This is a genomic window from Streptomyces sp. NPDC001450, assembly GCF_053597295.1.
On sequence record NZ_JBSFHY010000011.1, the window covers coordinates 47679 to 72586 of the forward strand.

The following is a 24908-nucleotide window of genomic DNA, read 5'->3' on the forward strand; positions in this document are numbered from 1 at the left end:
GATGACCACACAGACCACCGCATCCGAGACCCCGAGCGCTCCCGCGGCCGCCCCGTCCGGCCTGATCGGCCTGCCCGCCCCGCTCGGCCGGGCCCTCGCCACCGGCGGCGGCGCCCTGACGATCCTCTCCACCTTCCTCGCCTGGACCTGGACCGCCGCGTTCCCCGGCGACCTCACCGTCTACGGCTACCCGGGCGGCCTTCAGGTCCTCGTCCTGATCGGCGGCATCCTCACCACCGTCTTCGGTCTCGCCTCCTACGGCGTCAAGGGCCTGAAGTGGCTGACTCCGGGCAGCGCCGACAGCGCGCTGAAGATGTCCGCGCTCGGCGCCTTCGCCACCGCCTGGTACACGGTCATCGCCATCAGCGCCAAGCTGGGCGGCCTGGTGAACCTGGAGGCCGGCGGCTTCATCGTGGCCGTCGCCACACTGGCGGCCCTGGTCGGCGCGCTGGCCCTGCCGTTCGAGCGCCCGGCCCCGGACCTCGCCGACCCGGACGACAGCGGCCTGGAGCGGTTCCGCCACCAGTCCCGGCAGAACTGGAACAACTTCAAGGCGGCCTTCGCAGCCAAGCCCCCGGCGCCGGCCGTCAAGCTGCCCGCCTACGCCGAGATCCTCGTCATCATCGCGGCGATGGCGGTCGGTCTGATCGTCTTCACCTACGGCATCGGCACCGAGTACGACCAGCTGTTCATCGGCTTCCTCATCACCGCCGGCTTCGGCTTCGGCGCCCTCGCCAAGGCCGGGATCGTGGCCCGGGTCTCGGCGATCACCGCGCGCCACCGCAACATCACCATGACCGGTGCCTTCGCCGCCGCGGCCGCCTTTCCGTTCACCCAGTCCGACGACCAGTACGCGACGATCGGCGTCTACATCCTGATCTTCGCCACCGTCGCGCTCGGCCTGAACATCGTCGTCGGCCTCGCCGGCCTCCTCGACCTCGGTTACGTCGCCTTCCTCGGTGTCGGCGCCTACACCGCGGCTCTGGTCTCCGGTTCGCCGTCCTCGCCGCTGCACGTCAGCTGGCCGTTCTGGGCCTCGGCGCTGTGCGGCGCGGCCGTCGCGATGGTCTTCGGTGTGCTGATCGGTGCCCCGACCCTGCGCCTGCGCGGCGACTACCTCGCCATCGTGACGCTCGGCTTCGGTGAGATCTTCCGCATCACCGTCCTCAACATGGACGGCACCTCGGGCCCGGACGTCACCAACGGCTCCAACGGCATCTCCTCGATCCCGAACCTGAACATCCTCGGCTTCGACTTCGGCCAGGAGCACCAGTTCCTCGGCGCCACCGTCGGCCGGTTCGCGAACTACTTCCTGCTGATGCTGCTCATCACGCTCATCGTGGTCGTGGTGTTCCGGCGCAGCAGCGACTCCCGCATCGGCCGCGCCTGGATCGCCATCCGCGAGGACGAGACCGCCGCGCTCGCCATGGGCATCAACGGCTTCCGGGTCAAGCTCATCGCGTTCGCCCTGGGCGCCTGCATGGCCGGCCTCGCCGGCTCCGTCCAGGCCCACGTCACGTACACGGTGACCCCTGAGCAGTACCAGTTCGCGCATGTCGTGCCGCCCAACTCGGCCTTCCTGCTGGCCGCGGTGGTCCTCGGCGGCATGGGCACCATCTCCGGTCCGCTGGTCGGTGCCGCGCTGCTGTACCTGATCCCGGCCAAGCTCCAGTTCCTGGGCGACTACCAGCTCTTCGCCTTCGGCGTCGCGCTCGTAATCCTGATGCGCTTCCGCCCCGAGGGCCTCATCCCCAACCGGCGCCGCCAGCTCGAATTCCACGAAGAGGCAGAAGCGCCCGCCGTCCTCAGCAAGGCAGGGGCGTGACCACCATGACCACCGACACCACCACCCAGGACGCCGCACCCGGCGCTTCCGCACCCGGCGAGGTCGTGCTCGACGCCCGCGGCGTGACCATGCGCTTCGGCGGTCTGACGGCCGTACGCAATGTCGACTTCACCGTCAACAGCGGCGAGATCGTCGGTCTGATCGGCCCCAACGGCGCCGGCAAGACCACGTTCTTCAACTGCCTCACCGGCCTGTACGTCCCCACCGAGGGCGAGGTCCGCTACAAGGGCCAGGTCCTGCCGCCGAAGTCCTTCAAGGTCACGGCGGCGGGCATCGCCCGCACCTTCCAGAACATCCGTCTGTTCGCCAACATGACGGTCCTGGAGAACGTGCTGGTCGGCCGCCACACCCGCACCAAGGAGGGCCTGTGGTCCGCGCTGCTGCGCGGCCCCGGCTTCCACAAGGCCGAGGCGGCCTCCCGCGCCCGTGCCATGGAACTCCTGGAGTTCGTGGGCCTGGAGGCGAAGGCCGAGCACCTCGCCCGCAACCTCCCCTACGGCGAGCAGCGCAAGCTGGAGATCGCCCGGGCGCTGGCCAGCGAGCCCGGCCTGCTGCTCCTGGACGAGCCGACCGCCGGTATGAACCCGCAGGAGACCCGGGCCACCGAGGAACTGGTCTTCGCCATCCGGGACAAGGGCATCGCCGTGCTCGTCATCGAGCACGACATGCGCTTCATCTTCAACCTCTGCGACCGCGTCGCCGTCCTGGTGCAGGGCCAGAAGCTGGTCGAGGGCGACAGCGCGACCGTGCAGGGCGACGAGCGGGTCGTCGCCGCGTACCTCGGCGAACCCTTCGAGAACGCTCCCGGCGACGAGGAGGTCGCCGAGGTCGAGGCGGCCGAGGCGCACGCCGAGGCCACGACGGACGCCGCGCCCGGCAAGGAGAACGACCGATGACCGCACTGCTCGAAGTAGAGGACCTGCGGGTCGCCTACGGCAAGATCGAGGCCGTCAAGGGCATCTCCTTCAAGGTCGACGCCGGCCAGGTGGTCACCCTCATCGGCACCAACGGCGCCGGCAAGACCACCACCCTGCGCACGCTCTCCGGCCTGCTCAAGCCGGTCGGCGGGCAGATCAGGTTCAACGGCAAGTCGCTGAAGAAGATCCCGGCCCACCAGGTGGTCTCGCTGGGGCTCGCCCACTCCCCCGAGGGGCGGCACATCTTCCCCCGCATGACCATCGAGGACAATCTGCGTCTCGGTGCGTTCCTGCGGAGCGACAAGCCGGGCATCGAGAAGGACATCCAGCGCGCCTACGACCTCTTCCCCATCCTCGGGGAGCGCAGGAAGCAGGCCGCCGGCACCCTCTCCGGCGGTGAGCAGCAGATGCTGGCGATGGGCCGCGCCCTGATGTCCCAGCCGAAGCTGCTGATGCTGGACGAGCCGTCCATGGGTCTGTCGCCGATCATGATGCAGAAGATCATGGCGACGATCGCCGAGCTGAAGTCCCAGGGCACGACAATCCTGCTGGTCGAGCAGAACGCCCAGGCGGCGCTCTCGCTCGCCGACCAGGGCCATGTCATGGAGGTCGGCAACATCGTCCTGTCCGGCACGGGCCAGGACCTGCTGCACGACGAGTCGGTCCGCAAGGCGTACCTCGGCGAGGACTGACCGCCGGGGCTGACGAAGAGGCCCGCGCCCCCTTCTCCGGGGCGCGGGCCTCTTCGTTCAAGTGCGGCGTCAGGCCTTCTTCGCGGCCTTCTTCTCCTCGTTGTCCGCGATGACCGCCTCGGCGACCTGCTGCATCGACATCCGGCGGTCCATGGAGGTCTTCTGGATCCAGCGGAAGGCGGCGGGCTCGGTCAGCCCGTACTCGGTCTGCAGGATGGACTTGGCACGGTCGACCAGCTTGCGGGTCTCCAGGCGCAGGGTGAGGTCCGCGACCTCCTGCTCCAGCTGCTTCAGCTCGGTGAAGCGGGAGACGGCCATCTCGATGGCCGGTACGACGTCGCTCTTGCTGAACGGCTTCACCAGGTAGGCCATGGCACCGGCGTCCCGGGCGCGCTCGACGAGGTCGCGCTGGGAGAACGCGGTGAGCATGAGGACCGGGGCGATGGACTCCTCGGCGATCTTCTCGGCCGCGGAGATGCCGTCCAGCTTGGGCATCTTCACATCGAGGATCACCAGGTCCGGCCGGTGCTCGCGGGCCAGCTCCACGGCCTGCTCCCCGTCCCCGGCCTCGCCGACGACGGTGTACCCCTCCTCCTCCAGCATCTCTTTCAGGTCGAGCCGGATCAGCGCCTCGTCCTCGGCGATGACGACACGGGTCGTCAGCGGAGGCACGTGCGACTTGTCGTCGTCGGGCACGTCTACGGGCTGGGGCGACTCGGCGGTCACGGGGGCTCCTCGTTCAGGGCAGGGGTACTGCTGACAAGAGCCTACCTAGCTACGGTATGGTGGACGCGCGGAGGGTCGGGGGAAACCTTGGATTCTGCGAGCCCCGGTAGCCCAATTGGCAGCAGGCAACGGATTCAAAACCCGTACAGTGTCGGTTCGAGTCCGACCCGGGGCACTTTTCCTTGGATTCCAAGGTCACTGAATTGGCGGGCCCCTCTCGGTGAGGGGCCCTTTTCCATGCCCCGGTCCATCCCTGGTCCGCTATTTGGGACTGTCGTCCTCGCCGATGTGGTGCACCCGGACCATGTTGGTCGAGCCGGAGACACCGGGCGGGGAACCCGCCGTGATGACCACGACGTCACCCTTCCGGCAGCGGCCGTACCTCAGGAGCAGTTCGTCCACCTGGTCGACCATGGCGTCCGTGGAGTCGACGTGCGGGCCGAGGAAGGTCTCCACGCCCCAGGTGAGGCTGAGCTGGGAGCGGGTGGCCGGCTCCGGGGTGAAGGCCAGCAGCGGGATGGGCGAGCGGTAGCGGGACAGCCGGCGGGCCGTGTCTCCCGACTGGGTGAACGCCACCAGGAACTTCGCCCCGAGGAAGTCGCCCATCTCGGCCGCGGCCCGGGCGACGGCACCGCCCTGGGTGCGGGGCTTGTTCCGCTCGGTCAGCGGTGGCAGGCCCTTGGCGAGCAGGTCCTCCTCGGCGGCCTCGACGATCTTCGCCATCGTCCGCACGGTCTCGATCGGGTACTTGCCGACGCTGGTCTCGCCGGACAGCATCACCGCGTCCGTGCCGTCGATGACCGCGTTGGCCACGTCCGAGGCCTCGGCGCGGGTCGGGCGGGCGTTGTCGATCATCGAGTCCAGCATCTGGGTGGCCACGATGACCGGCTTGGCGTTGCGCTTGGCGAGCTTGATGGCGCGCTTCTGCACGATCGGGACCTGCTCCAGCGGCATCTCCACGCCCAGGTCGCCGCGCGCGACCATGATGCCGTCGAAGGCGGCGACGATGTCGTCGATGCTGTCGACCGCCTGCGGCTTCTCCACCTTGGCGATCACCGGGAGGCGGCGGCCCTCCTCGTCCATGATGCGGTGGACGTCCGCGGCGTCCTTGCCGCTGCGGACGAAGGAGAGGGCGATGACGTCGAAGCCGGTGCGCAGCGCCCAGCGCAGGTCGTCCTCGTCCTTCTTGGAGAGGGCGGGCACGGAGACGGCGACGCCGGGAAGGTTCAGGCCCTTGTGGTCGGAGACGACGCCGCCCTCGATCACCCGGGTGTGGACCCGGGGGCCGTCGACGGCGGTGACCTCCAGGCAGACCTTTCCGTCGTCCACGAGGACGCGCTCACCCGGGGTGACATCGGCGGCGAGGCCGGCGTAGGTGGTGCCGCAGGCGTGGCGGTCGCCCTCGACGCCCTCCTCCACGGTGATGGTGAAGGAGTCGCCGCGTTCAAGGAGTACGGGTCCTTCACCGAAGCGCCCGAGCCGGATCTTCGGACCTTGAAGGTCGGCGAGGATTCCGACGCTGCGACCGGTTTCGTCGGCCGCCTTCCGTACGTGCCGGTAACGCTCCTCGTGTTCGGCATGGCCGCCGTGGCTGAGGTTGAAGCGGGCGACGTCCATTCCGGCCTCGACCAGTGCCTTGATCTGGTCGTACGAGTCGGTGGCGGGACCCAGGGTACAGACGATCTTTGCTCGGCGCATGATTCGAGCCTAGGCCTTACCCGCCGGTAGAGAATCCGGCCTACATGACCACTCAACAACCTTTGAGTAAAGGGCTATTGACAAGTGTTGAATTGCGCAGCAGCCCGCTCCTATGAGCGATTCTTTTCGGTCACAGCTTCTCCGTGTCCGGAATTCACAGCCGCGGCGGCACCAGTGTGAATTGGGCGCTGACCTGGGCGGTGACACGCAGTCGCGAGGGTTCCAGATCGAGGGGTTCGGCGGGCTCGGCCGCTTCGGCCATGCCCGCGCGGCGAACACCCCGCCCGAAGGCGGCCCCGCCGGGCCGCGGCCGCTCGGCGCCGGTGTCGGCCAGTTCGACCAGAGCGGCGATCGAGGTGCCGAGGGCCTCGGCGTACTCCCGGGCCCGCTGGAGCGCCTCGCCGACCGCCCGCCGCCGGGCCTCGGCGTGCACCGGCGAGCCGGGACGCAGGGACCACCAGGGGCCGTCGACCCGGGTCAGCTCCAAGTCGGCGAGGCGGGTGGTCAGTTCACCGAGGACGGTGAAGTCCGAGAACTCGGCACCGAGGTGCACCCGGCCCTGGTAGCTGCGCACCCGCTCGCCCCGGCCGCGCTCGGTCAGCTCCGGGGTGATGGAGAAGGCGCCGGTGGACAGTTCCTCCACCGCGTCCCCGTAGGACTTCACGAGGTCCAGGACGGCGGCGTTGCGCCGGGTGAGGTCGTCCAGGGTGGAGCGCCGGTCGCGGCCGCGGGCGGTCACGGTCACGCCGATGCGGGCGATCTCGGGCTCGACGTCGAGTTCGGCCTCGCCGCGGACCACGAGGAGGGGGGCGTCGGGGGTGCCGTACGGGACGGTCGACGGAGAGGTCATACGTCCCACTCTGTCACGCACCTCCCGCTTCGGCGGCCGGAGTTCACGCATGAGGTCACCAGATCGCAACCTCTTGGACCTGTTGCCGTCCGTCATGCCCAGGTCAGAATCTACGCGCGTTGTTGACCATTCGCCGAGGAGACCGAGAGATGCCGTTGAACCGCCGGAAGTTCCTGAAGAAGTCCGCCGCGACGGGTGCGGGAGTCGCGATCGCCGGTGCGGCGGCGGCTCCGGCGGCCGAGGCGGCCGAGCAGCAGACGCCCGGGAAGCACGTGAAGCGCCACTCGCTCACCGTCATGGGCACCACCGACCTGCACGGCCACGTCTTCAACTGGGACTACTTCAAGAACGCGGAGTACACCGACAAGGCGGGCAACGCCCAGGGCCTGGCCCGGATCTCGACGCTGGTCGACCAGATCCGCGCGGAGAAGGGGCACTGCAACACCCTGCTGCTGGACGCCGGCGACACGATCCAGGGCACCCCGCTGGCGTACTACTACGCCAAGGTCGACCCGATCACCGCCAAGGGCGGTCCGGTGCACCCGATGGCGCAGGCGATGAACGCGATCGGGTACGACGCCGCGGCGCTCGGCAACCACGAGTTCAACTACGGCATCGAGACCCTGCGCAAGTTCGAGGACCAGCTGGACTTCCCGCTGCTCGGCGCCAACGCGGTCGACGCGAAGACACTGCGGCCCGCCTTCCCGCCCTACTTCGTCAAGACGTTCCACGTGCCCGGCGCCCGTCCGGTCAAGGTCGCCGTGCTCGGTCTGACCAACCCCGGCATCGCGATCTGGGACAAGGCGTACGTGCAGGGCAAGCTGGCGTTCCCGGGCCTGGAGGAGCAGGCCGCGAAGTGGGTGCCGAAGCTGAAGGCGCTGGGCGCCGACGTCGTCGTGGTCTCGGCGCACTCCGGGTCCTCCGGTACCTCGTCCTACGGTGACCAGCTGCCGTACGTCGAGAACGCGGCCGCCAACGTGGCCAAGCAGGTCCCGGACATCGACGCGATCCTCGTCGGACACGCGCACGTGGAGATCCCGGAGCTGAAGGTCACCAACGACAGGACCGGGAAGACGGTCGTGCTGTCCGAGCCGCTGGCCTACGCGGAGCGGCTGTCCGTGTTCGACATCGAGCTGGTCTTCGACAAGGGCCGGTGGACTGTCGAGTCCGTCTCCTCGAAGGTGCTCAACTCCAACTCGGTCGCCGACGACCCGAAGATCACCAAGCTGCTCAGCGACGAGCACGCGAAGGTCGTCACGTACGTCAACCAGGTCGTCGGCAGCGCGACCGCGACCCTGACGACGGTCGAGGCCCGCTACAAGGACGCCCCGATCATCGACCTGATCACCAAGGTCCAGGAGGACGTGGTCAAGGCCGCGCTGGCGGGCACCGAGTACGCCTCGCTGCCGGTCATCGCGCAGGCCTCGCCGTTCTCCCGCACCTCCGAGATCCCGGCCGGCGACGTGACCATCCGGGACCTGTCGAGCCTGTACGTGTACGACAACACGCTGGTCGCCAAGCTGCTGACGGGCGCGCAGGTGCGGGCGTACCTGGAGTACTCGGCGGCGTACTACGTGCAGACGGCCGCCGACGCCGCCGTCGACGTGGAGAAGCTGACCAACGAGGGCGGCCGTCCCGACTACAACTACGACTACGTCTCGGGCCTGTCCTACGACATCGACATCGCGCAGCCGGCCGGTTCGCGGATCAAGAACCTCACCTTCAACGGTGCCGCGCTGGACGACGCCCAGCAGTTCGTGTTCGCGGTGAACAACTACCGCGCCAACGGCGGCGGTGCCTTCCCGCACGTCGCGTCGGCCAAGGAGCTGTGGTCGGAGTCGACGGAGATCCGCACCCGGATCGCGGAGTGGGTCACCGCGAAGGGCGTCCTGGACCCGAAGGACTTCGCGTCCGTGGACTGGAAGCTCACGCGGGACGGCACGCCCGTCTTCTAGTGCCGCATCAGGCAACGTGCGCCCTGTTCACCACCTCGCGGAGGCGTTCGTCGGCTGCGTGCTCGCTCCACCGGATGATGTAGCGGCGGATCATGCTGCCCTGCTCTTTGTGGCCGGCGTGGTCTGTGCGGCGCGGGCTGGTGCGGGGACGGCTGGAGTGGTCGGCCATGCCGGCCTCGCCGGACGCCCGGTAGCGGTGGGGCACGAGGGCCCTTCTGTCGTCCGGCGTAGATGTCGCGATCCACACCGAGCCAGAGGGCGCCGTTTCAGGATCTCTCAGCCGAGACCTGCCGTCACCAGCCTCCGTGCCTACCTTTCGTCCACCAGCGGGGTCAGCCGCGTCGCCTGCCTGGTCTGCGGCACCCGGGACTGCGGCTCCTCCAGTCCGTACGTGGTGAAGGCCGTTCGGGTGGGCAGCGGGTACGGCTCCTTCCCGGTGAGGGAGTTGAGGATGGTGGCGCTGCGCCAGGCGGCGAGCCCGAGGTCGGGGGTGCCGACGCCGTGGGCGTGGAGTCCGGCGTTCTGGACGTACACCGCCCCCGTGACCGAGGGGTCGAGGACCAGCCGGAACTCCTCCTCGATACGCGGGCGTTCGCTGCTGTCGCGGCGCATGTAGGGGTCGAGTCCGGCGAGGACGCGGCCCAGTGGACGCTCGCGGTAGCCGGTGGCGAGGACGACGGCGTCCGTGGCGAGCCGGGAACGGCTGCCCTGCTGGAGGTGCTCCAGGTGGAGTTCGACCTTGGCGGTGGCGACACGGCCGGCGGTGCGGACGCGGACCCCGGGAGTGAGGACGGCATCGGGCCAGCCTCCGTCCAGGGTGCGCCGGTACAGCTCGTCGTGGATGTCGGCGAGGGTGCCGGCGTCGATGCCCTTGTGCAGCTGCCACTGGCCGGCGACCAGCCGGTCGCGGACCGGTTCGGCAAGGGCGTGGAAGTAGCGGGTGTAGTCGGGGGTGAAGTGCTCCAGACCGAGCTTGGAGTACTCCATCGGCGCGAACGCCTCGCTCTGGCCGATCCAGTGCAGCTTCTCGCGTCCGGCGGGGCGGTGGCGCAGCAGGTCGAGGAAGACCTCGGCACCGGACTGTCCGGAGCCGACGACGGTGACGTGCTCGGCGGCGAGCACGGCCGCGCGGTGGTCGAGGTAGTCGGCGGCGTGGACGACCGGGACGCCGGGCGCCTCGACGAGGGACTGGAGGGGGGCGGGCACGTAGGGGGCGGTGCCGACGCCCAGGACGACGTTACGGGTGTAGGTGCGGCCCAGAGCCCGGGGCTCGCCGTCGGCGTCGAGCTGGGTGAAGTCGACCTCGAACACATCGCGTTCGGGATTCCAGCGGACGGTGTCGACCTGGTGGCAGAAGCGCAGCCCGGGGAGATTCTCGGAGACCCAGCGGCAGTAGGCGTCGTACTCGGCACGCTGGATCTGGAAGCGCTCGGCGAAGTAGAAGGGGAAGAGCCGCTCGCGGGTCCTGAGGTAGTTGAGGAAGCTCCAGGGGCTGGTGGGATCGGCGAGGGTCACCAGGTCGGCGAGGAACGGCACCTGGATGGTGGCGCCCTCGATGAGGAGGCCGGGGTGCCAGGCGAAGGCGGGGCGCAGTTCGTAGAAGACGGCGTCGAGTTCGGCGAGCGGGTGGGCGAGGGCGGCGAGGGAGAGGTTGCAGGGGCCGATGCCGATGCCGACCAGGTCGCGGGGGGACTCGGGCTCGTGGCGTGGGGGGATGGTCATCTGGGGGTCGTTCCTTCTACGAGTTTGAGCAGCTGGGCCAGTTCGTCCGGCCGGGTGTGAGGGTTCAGGAAGGTGGCCTTGAGCCAGAGGCGGTCGTCGAGCCGGGCGCGGCCGAGGACGGCCCGGCCCTCGTGCAGCAGCCTGCGGCGTACGGCGGCGACGGTGTCGTCGTCCGCGTCGGCGGGCCGGAACAGGACCGTGCTGATGACGGGCCGGTCGTACAGCTCGAAGCCGGAGTGGCCCTGGACCAGCGCGGCGAACTCGCGTGCGCGGGCGCAGACCTGGTCGACCAGGGCGCCGAGTCCGCTGCGGCCCAGCGTCTTCAGGGTGACGGCGATCTTGAGGATGTCCGGGCGGCGGGTGGTGCGCAGGGAGCGGCCGAGCAGATCGGGGAGTCCGGCCTCGGTGTCGTCGTCGGCGTTCAGGTAGTCGGCGCGCTGGTGCAGGGCGGCGAGGTCGCGGGGCCGGGCCACCGCGAGGAGGCCTGCGGCGGCCGGCTGCCAGCCGAGTTTGTGCAGGTCCAGGGTGACCGTGTGGGCGGCTTCGAGTCCGGCGAGCTTGTCCCGGTGCCGGTCGCTGAAGGCGAGGCCGCCGCCGTAGGCGGCGTCGATGTGCAGGCGGGCACCGTGGGCGGTGCACAGGCCGGCGATCTCGGGCAGCGGGTCGATGAGCCCGGCGTCGGTGGTGCCCGCGGTGGCGGCGACCAGCAGCGGGCCGGAGAGCGCGGTCAGCGCCGCGTCGAGGGCGGCCGGGTCGAGGATGCCGCCCGGGGCGGGGACGACGACCGGCTCGGGCAGGCCGAGCAGCCAGGCGGCACGGGGCAGCGAGTGGTGGGCGTTGGCGCCGCAGACCAGCTGGACGCTGCCGCCGCGGGCCTCGCGGGCGAGCAGCAGGGCGAGCTGGTTGGACTCGGTGCCGCCGGTGGTGACCAGGGCGTCGGCGAGGCCGATCTCCTGGGCCAGGGCGCGGGTGAGCTCGGCCTCCAGCACGGAGGCGGCCGGCGCCTGGTCCCAGGAGTCCAGGGACGGGTTGAGGACGCCGGCGGCAAGGTCGGCGGCGGTGGCGACGGCGAGCGGCGGGCAATGCAGATGGGCCGCGCACAGCGGGTCGGCGGGGTCGGCGGCGCCCTCGGCGAGGGCATGCACGAGGGCGCGCAGCGCGTCGGGGTCGCCGTCGTCGGGCAGGACGTCCCCGAGGGCGTCGGCGATCCGTGCGGCGACGGCCTCGGGCCCGCCGGCCGGCAGCGGTCCGCCGCGGGCCCTGGCACCGCTCGCGAGCGCGTCTATGACGGTGTCCAGGAGCGGCCGCAGGGCTCCGGGGCCGTCGGGTCCTGAGGCGAGGGGCGGCATGCTCATGGGCTCTCCTCCGGGGCGCGGGGACATGAGGGTGACCATGGGGGCTTCCGGCTGGTGCAGGGGCCTCTGTACGGCGTCTTCCAGTTTGTACGGGAAGAGTCCCACGCGTCCGGAAAGCCCAACGATCGGAACCCGAAAGTGGGTACTGCCGTACGGGGAAAACGCGTTGGAGTGTGGTGACCTGCGGCTGACGTCGGTCGGGTGGTTGACGCGTGGATGATCGACGTGCCCGGTGAGCGGGTGGTGGTGCGTGGGCCCGGTCTGGCGGACGAGGTGACACTGCCGACGCTGTTCGCGGAGTGCGAGGACTGGTTCGTGCCGGCGACGGGACTGCCGTCGGGGCCGGGGGACGTGCAGAGCCCGTTCTACTCGCTGCCGGAGGGCGCGAGCCCCGGCGACAAGGTGCTCCTGGTGCTGGAGCGGGGCGGCGTGGTCGCGGGACTGGTGGACGGGCCGTACGGGACCATCCCGAGCCAGGCGCGGTGGCGGTGGGCCGGTTCCCGCCGGCGCCCTGGGCGCGGGCCGCGGCCTCGGCCGTGCGTCGGCCTTGGTCCGGCGTGCGGCCGTTGCGATGCGCGGCCGGCGGCGCGTGGCCGAAGCGGCGCGTGGCCGAAGCGGCGCGTGGCCGAAGCGGCGCGTGGCTGGTACGCCGTGAGGCCGGTTCGGCACGTGGCCGAACCGGCCGACGGGTCGGTCCGACGGGCCGGTCCGACGGATGGGCGTCGGGATCGGCCGTGGGGTGTGCTCTCGGGCCTACTCGCCCCGCACCCGCAACGCCCGGGCCAGGTCGTCCAGTTCGTCGACCAGTTTGCGGCGGAGAGCCACGACCGGGTCGGCCTCGTTCAGGCAGGCCTCGCCGAGGGCGAGGTTCTCCGCGTCGACGGCGTGGTGCGGGAAGGCCCAGCGGCCGGCGGCGACGGCGATGGCGGGGCCGCGGCGGGCGGCGAGGGCCACCGCGTCCTCGTAGTAGCGCGGCACGTACTCGCGTACCAGATCGGCCTGTTCGGGCTGCCAGAAGCCCCGCGCGGTGGCCGTGAACAGGTAGTTGGAGAGGTCGTCCGTGACGAACATCGCCTCCCAGGCCGCACGCTTGGCCTCGGGGTCGGGCAGGGCGGCGTGGCAGGTGGCGGCGCCCTCCTGGCCGGCGGCGGACGGGTCGCGCTCCAGCTCGGCGGCGATGGCGGCCTCGTCGGTGGCGCCGAGCACGGCGAGCCGGCCAAGGATGCGCCAGCGCAGCTCGGGGTCGAGTTCCGGCCCGCCGGGCACCGTACCGTCGGCGAGCCAGGCGGCGATGGTGTCGGGGTGGGCGGCGACGTCGATGAAGTGCCGTACGGCGACCAGGCGCAGGCCGGGGTTGTCGCCGTCCTCGGTGCGGCGCAGCAGGTCGCGGCAGAGGGAGCTGAGGGTGGCGAGGGCGGCCGGGCGGTCCTCGGGGCGCAGGAAGCGGTCGGCGACGTGGGTGGAGGCGAAGGCGAGGACGCCCTGGACGAGGGCGAGGTCGGTCTCCAGCGGGAGGTGGGCGCGGGCCGTCTCCAGGTAGGCCTGGGGCGGGAGTTCGCCGTCGCGGACGGCGTCCCTGAGGGCGTTCCACACCACCGCGCGGGTGAGCGGCTCGGGCAGCCCGGACAGGCCCGCGCGGACCACCTCGAAGGAGTCGGCGTCGAAGCGGACCTTGGCGTAGGTCAGGTCGCCGTCGTTGAGCAGGAGCAGCGCGGGACGCTTGCCGATGGGCTGCGGGGCGGTCTGCGGGACGTCGAGGCCGATGCGCTCGCGCAGGGTGAGGCGGCCCTCGTCGCCGAGGTCTCGGTCGTAGAGGCCGACGGTGACGCGGTGCGGGCGGCTGCCCGCGTGGTCGACGGTCAGGGCGCAGGTGCCGTCGGCGGACTCGATCGCCGGGGTGAGCGTGTCGACTCCGGTGGTGCGCAGCCAGGCGTCGGCCCAGGCGTGCACGTCGCGTTCGGTGGCCGCGGCGAGGGAGTCGATGAAGTCGGCGAGGGTGGCGTTGGCGAACCGGTGCCGCTTGAAATGGATGTTGATGCCGGCGAGGAAGTCTTTCTCACCGAGCCAGGCCACCAGCTGGCGCAGCGCGGAGGCGCCCTTGGCGTAGGAGATGCCGTCGAAGTTGAGCAGGGCGGCGGCGGTGTCGTCGACCGCCTCGGGGGCGACCGGGTGGGTGGAGGGGCGCTGGTCGGCGTCGTAGCCCCAGGCCTTGCGGGCGACCCCGAAGTCGGTCCAGGTGTCGGTGAAGCGGGTGGCCTCGGCGGTGGTCTGGTAACCCATGTACTCGGCGAAGGACTCGTTCAGCCAGATGTCGTCCCACCACTTGAGGGTGACGAGGTCGCCGAACCACATGTGGGCCATCTCGTGGGCGATGACCATGGCGCGGGTCTGCCGCTCGGTGTCGGTGACGGCCGAGCGGAAGACGAACTCGTCGCGGAAGGTGACCAGGCCGGGGTTCTCCATGGCGCCGGCGTTGAACTCGGGGACGAACGCCTGGTCGTAGGAGTCGAAGGGGTAGGGCTCCTCGAACTTCTCGTGGTAGCGGTCGAAGCACGCGCGGGTGACCTCGAAGATCTCCTCGGCGTCGGCCTCGAGGTGGGGCGCGAGGGAGCGGCGGCAGTGGATTCCGAAGGGCAGGCCACGGTGCTCGGTACGCACCGAGTGCCAGGGGCCGGCTGCGACGGCGACGAGGTAGGTGGAGATCAGCGGGGTCGGGGCGGCCCGCCAGCGGCCCTCGCCGAGGTGCTCGGTGATGCCGTTGGCGAGGACGTTCCACCCGTCGGGCGCGGTGACGGTGAGCTCGAAGACGGCCTTCAGGTCGGGCTGGTCGAAGGCGGCGAAGACCCCCTGGACGTCGTCCAGGAACAGCTGGGTGTAGACGTACGTCTCGCCGTCGGTGGGGTCCGTGAAGCGGTGCATGCCCTCGCCGGTGCGGGAGTAGCGCATGACCGCGTCGACCCGCAGCTCGTGCTCGCCGGCGGTGAGGTTCTTCAGCGGCAGCCGTTCGTCCTGGAAGGACTCCGGGTCGAGGGGCTGTCCGTCCAGCGTGACGGCGCGCAGCTCGACGGGCTTCAGCTCGACGAACGTGTCCCCGTCGGTCCGCGCGCTGAACCTGATCACGGTACGGGAGTCGAAGGTCTCGTCCCCCGTGGTGAGGTCGAGCTCGATCGAGTAGCGGTGGACGTCGAGGAACTGTGCTCGGAGCTGCGCTTCGTCGCGCGTGATGACGGACATGCACGCCATGCTGCCTGATGCCGTCGACAGCGCACAGGGGTGGATCGGTACACGGCATATGTCCGGTCCCGAGCCCCCTGCCCCGTGTGCCCCGTGGCGGGGATCAGGCGGGCTGCCCGTTCGCGGTGTCCTCGGCGATGGACTCGTGGTGCCGGATCACCTCGGCGATGATGAAGTTCAGGAACTTCTCCGCGAACGCCGGATCGAGCCTGGCGTCCTCGGCGAGGCTGCGCAGCCGCTCGATCTGCCGGGCTTCACGGGCCGGGTCGGCGGGCGGCAGCTGGTGCACCGCCTTGAGCCGGCCGACCTGCTGGGTGCACTTGAAGCGCTCGGCGAGCATGTGGACGACGGCCGCGTCGATGTTGTCGATGCTCTCGCGCAGCCGCTCCAGCTCCTGGCGGACCGCGGGGTCGACGTCACCACTACCGGTGTTCCTGATGGTCATGGACGTCAACCCTAAGGGGCGCGGCGACTCCCGTTCACCGGCTGATCAGCATGCGATCAGCCGCCGATCGTCGGAGGATCGTCCGGATCCGGGATCCGGTCGCTCCAGCCGCCGGGGACGCTGCGGCCCTGCTGGGCGCGGAAGCGGACGGGGGCGATGCCGACCCGGCGGGAGAACAGGCGGGAGAAGTAGGCGGGGTCGTCGTAGCCGACGCGGCGGGCCACGGCCGCGACGGGCAGCTCGGTGGCGGCGAGGAGTTCCTTGGCGCGGCCCAGACGGATGCCGAGGAGGTAGTCCTTGGGGCTGCATCCGGCGGCGCGGCGGACGGCGCTGCGCAGCTCGGCGGGGGTCATGCCGTGCCGGGCGGCGTGGTCGGCGACGTTCATCGGCCTGCAGGCGTCGCGGGCCAGGGCCTGCAGCACCTGGTCGCCGTCGGGGGCGAGGTCGGCGCGGGCGCGGCGCAGGGCGACGAGGAGTTCGTGGACGGCGGCGCCGGTCTCGACCTCCAGCAGGGGGTTGCCGCGGCGGGCGGCGCGGGCGATGCGGGCGACGACCGCGCGGGGGCCGGTGGCGTCCGAGAGCGGGACGACGGGCCGGTCGGGCTCGATGTAGCCGAGTTCGGTGTAGGTCGCGGTGGCGGGCCCGGCGAAGTCGACGAAGCCTTCGTCCCAGCCGGTGTCCGGGTCGGGCCCGTAGTGGTGCGGCACTCCGGGGGTGAGCCACAGCAGCGCGGGCGCGGTGACGGTCGTACGGCGGCCGTCGGCACCCTGGTACCAGCCGCCGCCCGTGCTGATCACGACGGCCACGTGGTGGTCGAGGGTGCGGGGGCCGACCGTGGGCAGTGTGCCGTACTGGAGGCCGACACCGAGGCAGACCAGGCCGAGGCGGTGGTGGGCGGGGCCGGGGCTGAAGAACCGCATCCAGGTCTGGTACATCGGCGCTCCTCCCGGCGTCGGCGACGGCGGACTTTTGTCCAAGCAGCGCCGATCTTCGTCCATGGCGTCGGTCGCCGCCAGGGCCGAGGCTGGGGTGCATGAGCGAGTTCACGGTGGGGGAGTCCGACTTCCTGCTGGACGGGCGGCCGGTACGGCTGCTGTCCGGGGCCCTGCACTACTTCCGGGTGCACGAGGCGCAGTGGCGGCACCGGCTGGAGATGCTGCGGGCGATGGGCCTGAACTGCGTGGAGACGTACGTCCCGTGGAACCTGCACCAGCCGGGCCCGGGACGCTTCCGGGACGTGCAGGCGGTCGGCCGGTTCCTGGACGCGGTCCGCGAGGCCGGCCTGTGGGCGATCGTGCGGCCGGGTCCGTACATCTGCGCCGAGTGGGAGAACGGCGGGCTTCCGCACTGGGTGACGGGCGAGCCGGGTACCCGCGCGCGTACCCGTGACGAGCGCTTCCTGTTCCACGTGCGGAACTGGTTCCGCCATCTGCTGCACGAGATCGTGCCCCGGCAGATCGACCGCCGCGGCCCGGTGATCATGGTGCAGGTCGAGAACGAGTACGGCAGTTACGGCTCGGACGCCGACTACCTCGAACAGCTCGCCGAACTGCTGCGGGTCGAGGGCGTCACGGTCCCGCTGTTCACCTCCGACGGCCCCGAGGACCACATGCTCACCGGCGGCTCACTGCCCGGTGTGCTCGCCACGGTGAACTTCGGATCCCACGCGCGCGTGGCCTTCGAGACGCTGCGCCGCCACCGCCCCGAGGGCCCGCTGATGTGCATGGAGTTCTGGTGCGGCTGGTTCGACCACTGGGGCGGCGCACACGTCGTGCGGGACCCCGGGGAGGCGGCCGAGGCCCTGCGGGAGATCCTGGAGTGCGGTGCCTCGGTGAACCTGTACATGGCGCACGGCGGCACGAGTTTCGGGGGTTGGGCGGGCGCCAACCGGGGCGGCGGCGAGCTGCACGAGGGCCCGCTGGAGCCGGACGTGACCTCGTACGACTACGACGCACCGGTCGACGAGTACGGGCGCCCCACGGAGAAGTTCTGGTGCCTCCGCGAGGCGCTCGCCGAGTACCACCCCGATCCCCTGCCCGAACTACCGCCCCCGCCTGCTCGGTTGGCTTCTCCGACGAAGGTGGCACTCACCGGATGGGCACCCATGAGTGACGTCCTGGAGGCACTCGGCGGCGAGGAGACCGTCACCCCCGTACCACCGTCCTTCGACGAGCTGGGCGTCGCCCGGGGCCTGGTGCGCTACGAGGTGAGCGTGCCGGGACCGCGGCAGCCGTACCCGCTGACGGTACGCGGGCTCAGGGATCTCGCGGTGGTGTACGTCGACGGCGAGCGGGCCGGGGTGCTCACCGAGGAGGAACCCCGGCTGAAGGAACCCGTCGCGGGCCCCGCGCGTGTGGAGCTGTGGGTGGAGTCCTTGGGGAGGGTGAACTACGGGCCGCGCTCCGGCGAGGCCAAGGGCATCACCGGGGGCGTCCTGCACGAGCGGCAGTATCTGCACGGGGTACGCGCGCGCGGGCTCGATCTGGACGCCTTCGACGACGGCCTGGAGGCGGTGCCCTTCGGCACGGTGTCCGGGGACGGCGCCCCGGGGCTGTACCGGGGCACCGTCACGGTCCGCGGGGCCGGTGACGCCCGGCTCGAACTGCCCGGCTGGACGCGGGGTTTCGTCTGGATCAACGGCTTCGGCCTGGGCCGCTACTGGTCCGTGGGACCGCAGCGGTCCCTGTACGTCCCCGGGCCGGTGCTGCGGGAGGGCGAGAACGAGGTATGGGTGCTGGAGCTGCAGGAGGCGGGGTCGGGTCCGTGCGCACCGCGGCTGCTGCCGGTCTGAGCCCCTCGTCCGGCGGCCGCGGCCTGTTCGAGGGCGGTCAGGCCGCCCACCGGCGAGAATCGGCTCACGCCCGCATAGAGTGGAAGGCAGTTCTGGGCGCCTTTGGGGGTCGGACGTGGCGAACGGCGGACCGGTCGAGCACGGCTACCCGCACCTGGAGACGGTGCGGGCCGCGATCACTGCACTGTACAAGCGGCTGTCGTACGACACCGTGCAGACCTTCTCGACCAGCGTGGCCCCCGCCGACGTGGCCTTCAGCGACACGGACGACCTGCATCTGGGCGCGCAGCGCGTGGCCCGCGAGATCGTACGGCACTTCCGGCTGCCCGATGCCCGGATGATCGTCGGCTTCCGGGAGATGACCCACGCGGCCAACGTCGAACTGGCGGCGGGCCCCGAGTACTTCGTCGAGCTGAACGACCGCTTCCGCACCCACCGCAGGGACATCGGCGCGGCCCTCGCCCACGAGGTGACCCACGTCTACCTGCACCGCCTCGACCTCGCCTTCCCCACCACGGCGGAGAACGAGATCCTCACGGACACGGCGGCGACCTACCTGGGCGCGGGGTGGCTGCTGCTGGACGCCTACCGCGAGGACGGTGCCTCCTCCCAGAAGCTCGGCTACCTCACCCCCGAGGAGTTCGGTTACGTTCTCGCCAAACGGGCCCGGCTGTTCGGCGAGGATCCCTCCGTGTGGTTCACCAGCCCGCAGGCGTACACGGCCTACGCCAAGGGCATGCAGCGGGCCCGGCGGGACGAGCAGCAGCCGCCGCTGACCGGGGCCGGCTGGGCCGGCCGCCGCCGCTACGCCCACGACCGGCGCCACGGCGCCCCGCCCGGAGCGCCCTACGCCTTCAGCCCCGACCCCGCCGGCCACCTCCGCGTCTCCTTCCCCTGCCCCACCTGCCACCAGCAGATCAGGGTGCCGGTCCGGGGGCGGGTACGGGCGCGGTGCGGGTTGTGCAAGACGGTGCTGGAGTGCGACACCTAGGTCACGGCGCCTCGCTGGGGGCTTCGCCTCCAGACCCCCGTTTTCCCCGCCACCCACCCGACGCGGTCGGCTGACAAGCGAGGGCCCGGGTCGCACTCGCGCTTCTCGGCCTCCCCTACCCCTGAGCCCCGTACACCGCCCCCGGCACCTCCGCCTCCGCCAGCAGCTTCGACGCAGCCTCCCCCGCCTCGGCCGGCGTCCAGCGCGCCCCCTTGTCCGTGCCGGGGCCCGGGCGCCAGCCCTCCATGACGGTGATCCGGCCGCCCTCCGCCTCGAACACCCGGCCGGTCACCCCGGCGCACGCGGCGGAGCCGAGCCAGACGACCAGTGGGGAGACGTTCTCGGGGGCCATGGCGTCGAAGCCGGCGGCCGGGGCAGCCATGGTCTCGGCGAAGGTACGTTCCGTCATGCGGGTGCGGGCCGCCGGGGCGATGGCGTTGGCCTGGACGCCGTAGCGGGCCAGTTCGGCCGCCGCGACGAGGGTCAGGCCGATGATCCCGGCCTTGGCGGCGCTGTAGTTCCCCTGCCCGACCGAGCCCAGCAGCCCGGCCCCGCTGCCGGTGTTGACGATCCGGGCGACCGGGGTGCGGCCGGCCTTGGCCTCGGTGCGCCAGTGCGCGGCGGCGTGTTTGAGGGGGAGGAAGTGCCCCTTGAGGTGGACGCGGATCACTGCGTCCCAGTCCTCCTCGTCGAGGTTGACGAGCATGCGGTCGCGCAGGAAGCCGGCGTTGTTGACGAGGGTGTCGAGGCGGCCGTACGTCTCGACGGCGGTCCGGATCAGGGCGGCGGCCCCCTCCGTGGTCGCGATGTCGCCGCCGTGCGCGACCGCCTCGCCGCCCGCCTCCCGGATCTCGGCGACGACGGCCGCCGCCGGGCTGTCGGGTCCGGGCACCCCGTCCAGCCCGACGCCCAGGTCGTTGACGACGACCCGGGCGCCCTCGGCGGCGAAGGCGAGGGCGTGGGCGCGGCCGAGCCCCCGTCCGGCTCCGGTGACGACGACGACTCGCCCTGCGCAGATTCCGCTCATCCCAGGCCTCCTTGTCGGCGGTCTTCCTTGTCGGCGGTCGCGGCGTCCAGGAAGGCGGGCCGCTCCCCGCCCCCGTGCACCAGCAGACTCGCCCCGCTGATGTAGGCGGCCGCGTCGGAGGCGAGGAAGACGGCGGCCGCGCCGACGTCCGACGCGGTGGCCAGCCGGCCGAGCGGGACGGTGCGGGAGACCGCGGCGAGGCCGTCCGGGCCGCCGTAGTGCAGATGGGACTGCTCGGTGCGGACCATGCCGACGACCAGCGTGTTGACCCGGACCTCCGGCGCCCATTCCACGGCCATCGACGCGGCCAGGTTCGCCAGGCCCGCCTTGGCCGCGCCGTAGGCCGCCGAGCCGGGCGAGGGCCGGCCCCCGCTCACGCTGCCGACCATGACGACCGAGCCTCGGGTGCGCCGGAGCTGGTCGTAGGCGGCGAGGGAGGCGGTCAGCGGCGTGACGAGGTTCAGCTCGATGACCCGGGCGTGCCGCTCGGCATCCGCGTCGGCCAGCCGCCGGTACGGGGTGCCGCCCGCGTTGTTGACGAGGACGTCGAGCCGGGGCAGCGCGGCGAAGAAGGCACGGACGGCGGGCGGGTCACGCAGGTCGAGGGGCGCGAACTCCACACCGTCGAGGGACTGTTCGGGCGGACGCCGGGCGCAGGCCAGCACCTGGGCGCCGGCCAGGGCGAAGGCCTGCGCGATGCCCGCCCCGACGCCCCGGGTGCCGCCGGTGACGACGACGGTCCTGCCGCGCAGCGAGTTGTCCACAGGCCCTGCCGCGGAGTTTTCCACAGGCTCTCCCGCTCGTCTTCGCCGACTGCTAGCTTCGAAGCCTCACACCTAACAAATGTTTGGTGGAAAGGCGTTGAGTGCGAAGGTAGCTGATGCGTCCATGGGTGTCTCCATGTCGGTCCCGGAAAAGGGGATTTCCGTAGTCACCGTCGACTTCCCGCCGGTGAACGCGCTGCCGGTGCGCGGCTGGTTCGCCCTGGCCGAGGCCGTGCGCGCGGCGGGCCGTGACCCCGAGGTGCGGTGCGTGGTACTGGCCGCCGAGGGGCGCGGTTTCAACGCGGGCGTGGACATCAAGGAGATACAGGCACAGGGCCAGGAGGCGCTGATCGGCGCCAACCAGGGCTGCGCGGAGGCCTTCTCGGCGGTGTACGAGTGCGAGACACCCGTGATAGCGGCGGTGCACGGGTTCTGTCTGGGCGGCGGGATAGGCCTGGTGGGGAACGCGGACGCGATCGTGGCGAGCGACGACGCCTCCTTCGGACTGCCGGAGCTGGACCGGGGCGCGCTTGGTGCCGCCACGCATCTGGCCCGGCTGGTCCCGCAGCATCTGATGCGCGCGCTGTACTTCACCGCGCGCACGGCGAGCGCCGCCGAGCTGCACGCGCACGGCTCGGTGTGGCGGGTGGTGCCCCGGGCGCAGCTGCGGGCGGCGGCGCTGGAGCTGGCCCGCGAGATCGCCGCCAAGGACGGACGGCTGCTGCGCATGGCCAAGGCCGCCATCAACGGGATCGATCCCGTCGACGTGCGGCGCAGTTACCGCTTCGAACAGGGCTTCACGTTCGAGGCCAACCTCAGCGGACTGGCCGACCGGGTCCGCGACACGTTCGGGAAGGAGGGTGCTTAGGTGGGCGACAAGACGATGACCGCCGACGAGGTGGTCTCCCGGCTGTCCAGCGGGATGACCCTGGGCATCGGCGGCTGGGGTTCACGGCGCAAGCCGATGGCGCTGGTCAGGGCCCTGCTGAGAGCCGGGATCGGGGACCTCACGGTCATCTCGTACGGCGGCCCGGACATCGGCATGCTGGCCGCGGCCGGCCGGATCCGCAAGCTGGTCACGGCCTTCGTCACCCTCGACTCCATCCCGCTCGAACCGCACTACCGGGCGGCCCGGGAGCGCGGGGACTTCGAGCTGACGGAGGTCGACGAGGGGATGTTCATGTGGGGGCTGCGCGCGGCAGCCGGCCGGCTGCCGTTCCTGCCGGTGCGGGCGGGCCTCGGCTCGGACGTCATGCGGGTCAACCCGGATCTGAGGACGGTCACTTCGCCGTACGAGGACGGGGAGACGTTCGTGGCGATGCCCGCCTTGCGGATGGACGCGGCCCTGGTGCACGTCAACCGCGCCGACCGGCTGGGCAACGGGCAGTACCTGGGGCCGGACCCGTACTTCGACGACCTGTTCTGCGAGGCGGCGGACGCGGCCTACGTCTCCTGCGAACGGATCGTCGACACGGCCGAGTTGACGAAGGAGGCGGCCCCGCAGTCGCTGCTTCTCAAGCGGCTCGCGGTGACGGGTGTGGTCGAGGCACCGAACGGCGCACACTTCACCTCCTGCGCGCCGGACTACGACCGGGACGAGGAGTACCAGCGGGAGTACGCGTCCACGCCCTGGCCGGAGTTCGCCGAGCGGTTCCTGTCCGGGGACGAGGAGACGTACCGGTCGGCGGTGCGGGAGTGGCGGAAGGAGCGGGAAGGATGAAGGTCACCTGCGCCCCTCTTCCCCCGCCCACCCGCGCCGAGTACTGCGTGATCGCCTGCGCCGAGGCCTGGCGGGGCGGCGGGGAGATCCTGGCCAGTCCGATGGGCCTGATCCCGTCGCTGGGCGCGCGGCTGGCCCGGCTCACCTTCGCGCCGGACCTGCTGCTCACCGACGGGGAGGCGCTGCTGGTGCGCCCGGACGGCACGCCCGAGGGCTGGCTGCCCTACCGGCAGCATCTGGCGCTGGTGGCGGGCGGACGCCGGCACGTGATGATGGGTGCGAGCCAGATCGACCGGTACGGCAACCAGAACATCTCCTGCATCGGCGACTGGACCCGGCCCCGGCGGCAGCTGCTCGGGGTGCGCGGCGCACCGCTCAACACGCTGAACAATCCCACGAGTTACTGGATCCCGAGGCACTCCGGGCGGGTGTTCGTGGAGCGGGCGGACATGGTGTGCGGGGTGGGGTACGACCGGGCGGCGGAGCTGGGGAGCACGGCCCGCTTCCACCGCATCCCCCGGGTCGTCTCCGACCTCGGCGTCTTCGACTTCGCCACCCCCGACCGCTCCATGCGGCTGGCCTCGCTGCATCCGGGGGTGAGCGTGGAGCAGGTGCGGGAGGCGACGGGCTTCACGCTCGCCGTGCCCGACGAGGTGCCGTACACCCGGGACCCCGGCGAGGAGGAGCTGCGGCTGATCCGTGAGGTGCTGGATCCGGCGGGGGCCCGCGCGCGTGAGGTGCCCGAGGGGGCGAGGGGGTGATGGAGACCGCGCTGACCCGGCTGGTCGGGGTCCGGCATCCGATCGTGCAGACCGGGATGGGCTGGGTGGCCGGCCCCCGGCTGGTCTCGGCGGCGGCGAACGCGGGGGCGCTCGGCATCCTGGCCTCCGCGACGATGACCGTCGACCAGCTGCGGGCGGCGATACGGGAGGTCCGGTCGCGGACCGGGGCGCCGTTCGGGGTGAACCTGCGGGCGGACGCGGCCGATGCGGCCGACCGGGTGCAGATCATGCTGGACGAGGACGTCCGGGTGGCCTCCTTCGCCCTGGCCCCCTCCCCCGAGCTGATCATCCGGCTCAAGGAGGCCGGTGTGGTGGTCATCCCGTCCGTCGGGGCGCGGCGGCACGCCGAGAAGGTGGCCGCGTGGGGTGCGGACGCGGTGATCGTGCAGGGCGGCGAGGGCGGCGGGCACACCGGCGAGGTGGCGACGACCGTGCTGCTGCCGCAGGTGGTGGACGCGGTGCGGATACCGGTCGTGGCGGCGGGCGGCTTCTTCGACGGGCGGGGCCTGGTCGCGGCGCTGGCCTACGGGGCGGCCGGGGTGGCCATGGGCACGCGGTTCCTGCTCACCTCGGACTCGACGGTGCCGGACGCGGTGAAGGCGCGGTATCTGGCGGCGACGGTCCGGGATGTGACGGTCACCCGGGCGGTGGACGGGCTGCCGCACCGGATGCTGCGCACGGACCTGGTCGACACGCTGGAGCGGTCCGGCCGCATACGGGCCCTGGCGCACGCGGTGCGGCGGGCCTCGGGCTTCCGGCGGCTGTCGGGGCTCACCTGGCGGCAGTTGGTCCGGGACGGCCTGGCCCTCAAGCACGGCAAGGAGCTGTCCTGGAGTCAGGTGCTGCTGGCCGCGAACACGCCGATGCTGCTGAAGTCGGCGATGGTGGACGGCCGGACGGACCTCGGGGTGATGGCGTCCGGGCAGGTCGCCGGGGTGATCGACGACCTGCCGTCGTGCGCGGAACTGGTGGAGCGGATCGTGAAGGAGGCGGAGGAGGTGCTGACGGGACTGGAGGGACTCAGAGGCGTTCGATGACCGTCACGTTCGCCTGACCGCCCCCCTCGCACATCGACACCATCCCCAACGGCCCCCTCGCACTGCTCGGCCCCAGGGGGCTTCCCAGGCTTCGCGAGCCTGCGCCGGACTCCGTCCACCGAAGTGGGCGGCTGCCCTTGTCGTCACTCCGGTCACACGCGTTCGATGACCGTCACGTTCGCCTGACCGCCCCCCTCGCACATCGACACCATCCCCAACGGCCCCCTCGCACTGCTCGGCCCCAGGGGGCCTCCCAGACTTCGCGAGCCTGCGCCGGACTCCGTCCACCGAAGTGGGCGGCTGCCCTTGTCGTCACTCCGGTCACACGCGTTCGATGACCGTCACGTTCGCCTGAC

20 protein-coding genes, 1 tRNA gene and 1 pseudogene are annotated in these 24908 nt (G+C 71.5%); 11 read left to right on the forward strand and 11 right to left on the reverse strand.

Going from position 1 to position 24908, the window contains the following annotated elements; genetic code table 11:
* The first annotated feature begins 1 nt into the window (after position 1).
* The 3 genes from ACWC5O_RS14420 to ACWC5O_RS14430 are packed head-to-tail and all read left to right on the forward strand — an operon-like array spanning position 2 to position 3455.
* Entirely contained in the window at positions 2–1825 is a 1824-nt protein-coding gene (locus tag ACWC5O_RS14420; RefSeq protein ID WP_450587383.1) for a branched-chain amino acid ABC transporter permease, read from the forward strand.
* Positions 1826–1830: 5 nt separating this feature from the next.
* Positions 1831–2742 carry an ABC transporter ATP-binding protein gene (locus tag ACWC5O_RS14425; protein WP_145875068.1) on the forward strand — a complete coding sequence of 304 codons (912 nt, stop codon included), beginning with the start codon at positions 1831–1833 and terminating at the stop codon, positions 2740–2742.
* A complete protein-coding gene (locus tag ACWC5O_RS14430; RefSeq protein WP_393466651.1) occupies positions 2739–3455 on the forward strand; it encodes an ABC transporter ATP-binding protein in 717 nt (238 codons plus the stop codon). Before ACWC5O_RS14425 ends, ACWC5O_RS14430 begins: the two co-directional genes overlap by 4 nt.
* Before the next feature lie 69 nt (positions 3456–3524).
* Here the strand turns inward: ACWC5O_RS14430 and ACWC5O_RS14435 are convergent, their stop codons facing one another.
* Positions 3525–4181 (reverse strand): ANTAR domain-containing response regulator, encoded by a 657-nt coding sequence (locus ACWC5O_RS14435; protein ID WP_450587380.1) that lies wholly within the window; start codon positions 4179–4181, stop codon positions 3525–3527.
* Between the two features lie 100 nt (positions 4182–4281).
* Between ACWC5O_RS14435 and ACWC5O_RS14440 the strand changes: the two genes are divergently transcribed.
* Positions 4282–4356 (forward strand) — tRNA-Leu (locus tag ACWC5O_RS14440).
* A gap of 86 nt (positions 4357–4442) precedes the next feature.
* Here the strand turns inward: ACWC5O_RS14440 and pyk are convergent.
* Positions 4443–5879 (reverse strand): pyruvate kinase, encoded by a 1437-nt coding sequence (gene pyk / locus ACWC5O_RS14445; RefSeq protein ID WP_450587378.1) that lies wholly within the window; start codon positions 5877–5879, stop codon positions 4443–4445.
* Between the two features lie 154 nt (positions 5880–6033).
* Positions 6034–6729, reverse strand: a complete 696-nt coding sequence (locus ACWC5O_RS14450) for an SIMPL domain-containing protein (RefSeq protein ID WP_450587377.1) — start codon at positions 6727–6729, stop codon at positions 6034–6036.
* 149 nt (positions 6730–6878) lie between these two features.
* Between ACWC5O_RS14450 and ACWC5O_RS14455 the strand changes: the two genes are divergently transcribed.
* Positions 6879–8684 (forward strand): bifunctional metallophosphatase/5'-nucleotidase, encoded by a 1806-nt coding sequence (locus ACWC5O_RS14455; RefSeq protein ID WP_450587376.1) that lies wholly within the window; start codon positions 6879–6881, stop codon positions 8682–8684.
* Positions 8685–8691: 7 nt separating this feature from the next.
* Here the strand turns inward: ACWC5O_RS14455 and ACWC5O_RS14460 are convergent.
* The 6 genes and pseudogenes from ACWC5O_RS14460 to ACWC5O_RS14485 form a co-directional block, all read right to left on the reverse strand.
* Positions 8692–8811 (reverse strand): annotated as a pseudogene (locus tag ACWC5O_RS14460) (transposase); the annotation flags it as partial.
* 182 nt (positions 8812–8993) lie between these two features.
* On the reverse strand, positions 8994–10406 hold the full coding sequence (locus ACWC5O_RS14465) for a lysine N(6)-hydroxylase/L-ornithine N(5)-oxygenase family protein (RefSeq protein WP_450587374.1): 1413 nt from the start codon (positions 10404–10406) through the stop codon (positions 8994–8996).
* On the reverse strand, positions 10403–11761 hold the full coding sequence (locus ACWC5O_RS14470) for a pyridoxal phosphate-dependent decarboxylase family protein (RefSeq protein ID WP_450587372.1): 1359 nt from the start codon (positions 11759–11761) through the stop codon (positions 10403–10405). Before ACWC5O_RS14470 ends, ACWC5O_RS14465 begins: the two co-directional genes overlap by 4 nt.
* 753 nt (positions 11762–12514) lie before the next feature.
* Positions 12515–14995, reverse strand: a complete 2481-nt coding sequence (pepN, locus tag ACWC5O_RS14475) for an aminopeptidase N (protein ID WP_450587371.1) — start codon at positions 14993–14995, stop codon at positions 12515–12517.
* Between the two features lie 103 nt (positions 14996–15098).
* A complete protein-coding gene (locus tag ACWC5O_RS14480; RefSeq protein ID WP_450587370.1) occupies positions 15099–15440 on the reverse strand; it encodes a chorismate mutase in 342 nt (113 codons plus the stop codon).
* 56 nt (positions 15441–15496) lie between these two features.
* On the reverse strand, positions 15497–16375 hold the full coding sequence (locus ACWC5O_RS14485; protein ID WP_450587368.1) for a helix-turn-helix domain-containing protein: 879 nt from the start codon (positions 16373–16375) through the stop codon (positions 15497–15499).
* Between the two features lie 98 nt (positions 16376–16473).
* Here ACWC5O_RS14485 and ACWC5O_RS14490 point away from each other — a divergent pair, with 98 nt between their 5' ends.
* Both ACWC5O_RS14490 and ACWC5O_RS14495 read left to right on the forward strand, forming a co-directional pair.
* The gene (locus ACWC5O_RS14490) at positions 16474–18231 is read left to right on the forward strand and encodes a glycoside hydrolase family 35 protein (RefSeq protein ID WP_450587367.1); all 1758 of its coding nucleotides are present in this window, start codon (positions 16474–16476) and stop codon (positions 18229–18231) included.
* Between the two features lie 115 nt (positions 18232–18346).
* Positions 18347–19222, forward strand: coding sequence for a hypothetical protein (locus ACWC5O_RS14495; protein WP_450587366.1), 876 nt, complete (start codon positions 18347–18349; stop codon positions 19220–19222).
* A 115-nt stretch (positions 19223–19337) separates the two neighbouring features.
* Here the strand turns inward: ACWC5O_RS14495 and ACWC5O_RS14500 are convergent, their stop codons facing one another.
* Together ACWC5O_RS14500 and ACWC5O_RS14505 are read right to left on the reverse strand one after the other, a co-directional pair.
* Complete coding sequence (locus tag ACWC5O_RS14500; RefSeq protein ID WP_450587365.1) at positions 19338–20249, reverse strand: SDR family oxidoreductase; 912 nt, start codon at positions 20247–20249, stop codon at positions 19338–19340.
* Positions 20246–21037 carry an SDR family oxidoreductase gene (locus ACWC5O_RS14505; RefSeq protein WP_450587363.1) on the reverse strand — a complete coding sequence of 264 codons (792 nt, stop codon included), beginning with the start codon at positions 21035–21037 and terminating at the stop codon, positions 20246–20248. The genes ACWC5O_RS14500 and ACWC5O_RS14505 overlap by 4 nt, the downstream gene beginning before the upstream one ends.
* A gap of 100 nt (positions 21038–21137) precedes the next feature.
* On the opposite strand from ACWC5O_RS14505, the gene ACWC5O_RS14510 reads away from it, so the two are divergent.
* The 4 genes from ACWC5O_RS14510 to ACWC5O_RS14525 are packed head-to-tail and all read left to right on the forward strand — an operon-like array spanning position 21138 to position 24552.
* Positions 21138–21881, forward strand: coding sequence for an enoyl-CoA hydratase family protein (locus ACWC5O_RS14510; RefSeq protein ID WP_450587362.1), 744 nt, complete (start codon positions 21138–21140; stop codon positions 21879–21881).
* Positions 21882–22733, forward strand: coding sequence for a CoA transferase subunit A (locus ACWC5O_RS14515; protein ID WP_450587360.1), 852 nt, complete (start codon positions 21882–21884; stop codon positions 22731–22733).
* Positions 22730–23494, forward strand: a complete 765-nt coding sequence (locus tag ACWC5O_RS14520; protein ID WP_450587358.1) for a CoA-transferase subunit beta — start codon at positions 22730–22732, stop codon at positions 23492–23494. Before ACWC5O_RS14515 ends, ACWC5O_RS14520 begins: the two co-directional genes overlap by 4 nt.
* Complete coding sequence (locus ACWC5O_RS14525; protein WP_450587357.1) at positions 23494–24552, forward strand: NAD(P)H-dependent flavin oxidoreductase; 1059 nt, start codon at positions 23494–23496, stop codon at positions 24550–24552. Before ACWC5O_RS14520 ends, ACWC5O_RS14525 begins: the two co-directional genes overlap by 1 nt.
* The last annotated feature ends 356 nt before the right edge of the window (positions 24553–24908 follow it).

Excerpts from the sequence above, each read along its gene's own strand:
- ACWC5O_RS14420 (WP_450587383.1), top strand. The coding sequence starts at position 2 with ATGACCACACAGACCACCGCATCCGAGACCCCGAGCGCTCCCGCGGCC.
- ACWC5O_RS14425 (WP_145875068.1), top strand. The coding sequence starts at position 1,831 with ATGACCACCGACACCACCACCCAGGACGCCGCACCCGGCGCTTCCGCA.
- ACWC5O_RS14430 (WP_393466651.1), top strand. The coding sequence starts at position 2,739 with ATGACCGCACTGCTCGAAGTAGAGGACCTGCGGGTCGCCTACGGCAAG.
- pyk (WP_450587378.1), bottom strand. The coding sequence starts at position 5,879 with ATGCGCCGAGCAAAGATCGTCTGTACCCTGGGTCCCGCCACCGACTCG.
- ACWC5O_RS14450 (WP_450587377.1), bottom strand. The coding sequence starts at position 6,729 with ATGACCTCTCCGTCGACCGTCCCGTACGGCACCCCCGACGCCCCCCTC.
- ACWC5O_RS14455 (WP_450587376.1), top strand. The coding sequence starts at position 6,879 with ATGCCGTTGAACCGCCGGAAGTTCCTGAAGAAGTCCGCCGCGACGGGT.
- ACWC5O_RS14465 (WP_450587374.1), bottom strand. The coding sequence starts at position 10,406 with ATGACCATCCCCCCACGCCACGAGCCCGAGTCCCCCCGCGACCTGGTC.
- ACWC5O_RS14470 (WP_450587372.1), bottom strand. The coding sequence starts at position 11,761 with ATGAGCATGCCGCCCCTCGCCTCAGGACCCGACGGCCCCGGAGCCCTG.
- pepN (WP_450587371.1), bottom strand. The coding sequence starts at position 14,995 with ATGTCCGTCATCACGCGCGACGAAGCGCAGCTCCGAGCACAGTTCCTC.
- ACWC5O_RS14480 (WP_450587370.1), bottom strand. The coding sequence starts at position 15,440 with ATGACCATCAGGAACACCGGTAGTGGTGACGTCGACCCCGCGGTCCGC.
- ACWC5O_RS14485 (WP_450587368.1), bottom strand. The coding sequence starts at position 16,375 with ATGTACCAGACCTGGATGCGGTTCTTCAGCCCCGGCCCCGCCCACCAC.
- ACWC5O_RS14490 (WP_450587367.1), top strand. The coding sequence starts at position 16,474 with ATGAGCGAGTTCACGGTGGGGGAGTCCGACTTCCTGCTGGACGGGCGG.
- ACWC5O_RS14500 (WP_450587365.1), bottom strand. The coding sequence starts at position 20,249 with ATGAGCGGAATCTGCGCAGGGCGAGTCGTCGTCGTCACCGGAGCCGGA.
- ACWC5O_RS14510 (WP_450587362.1), top strand. The coding sequence starts at position 21,138 with ATGGGTGTCTCCATGTCGGTCCCGGAAAAGGGGATTTCCGTAGTCACC.
- ACWC5O_RS14520 (WP_450587358.1), top strand. The coding sequence starts at position 22,730 with ATGAAGGTCACCTGCGCCCCTCTTCCCCCGCCCACCCGCGCCGAGTAC.
- ACWC5O_RS14525 (WP_450587357.1), top strand. The coding sequence starts at position 23,494 with ATGGAGACCGCGCTGACCCGGCTGGTCGGGGTCCGGCATCCGATCGTG.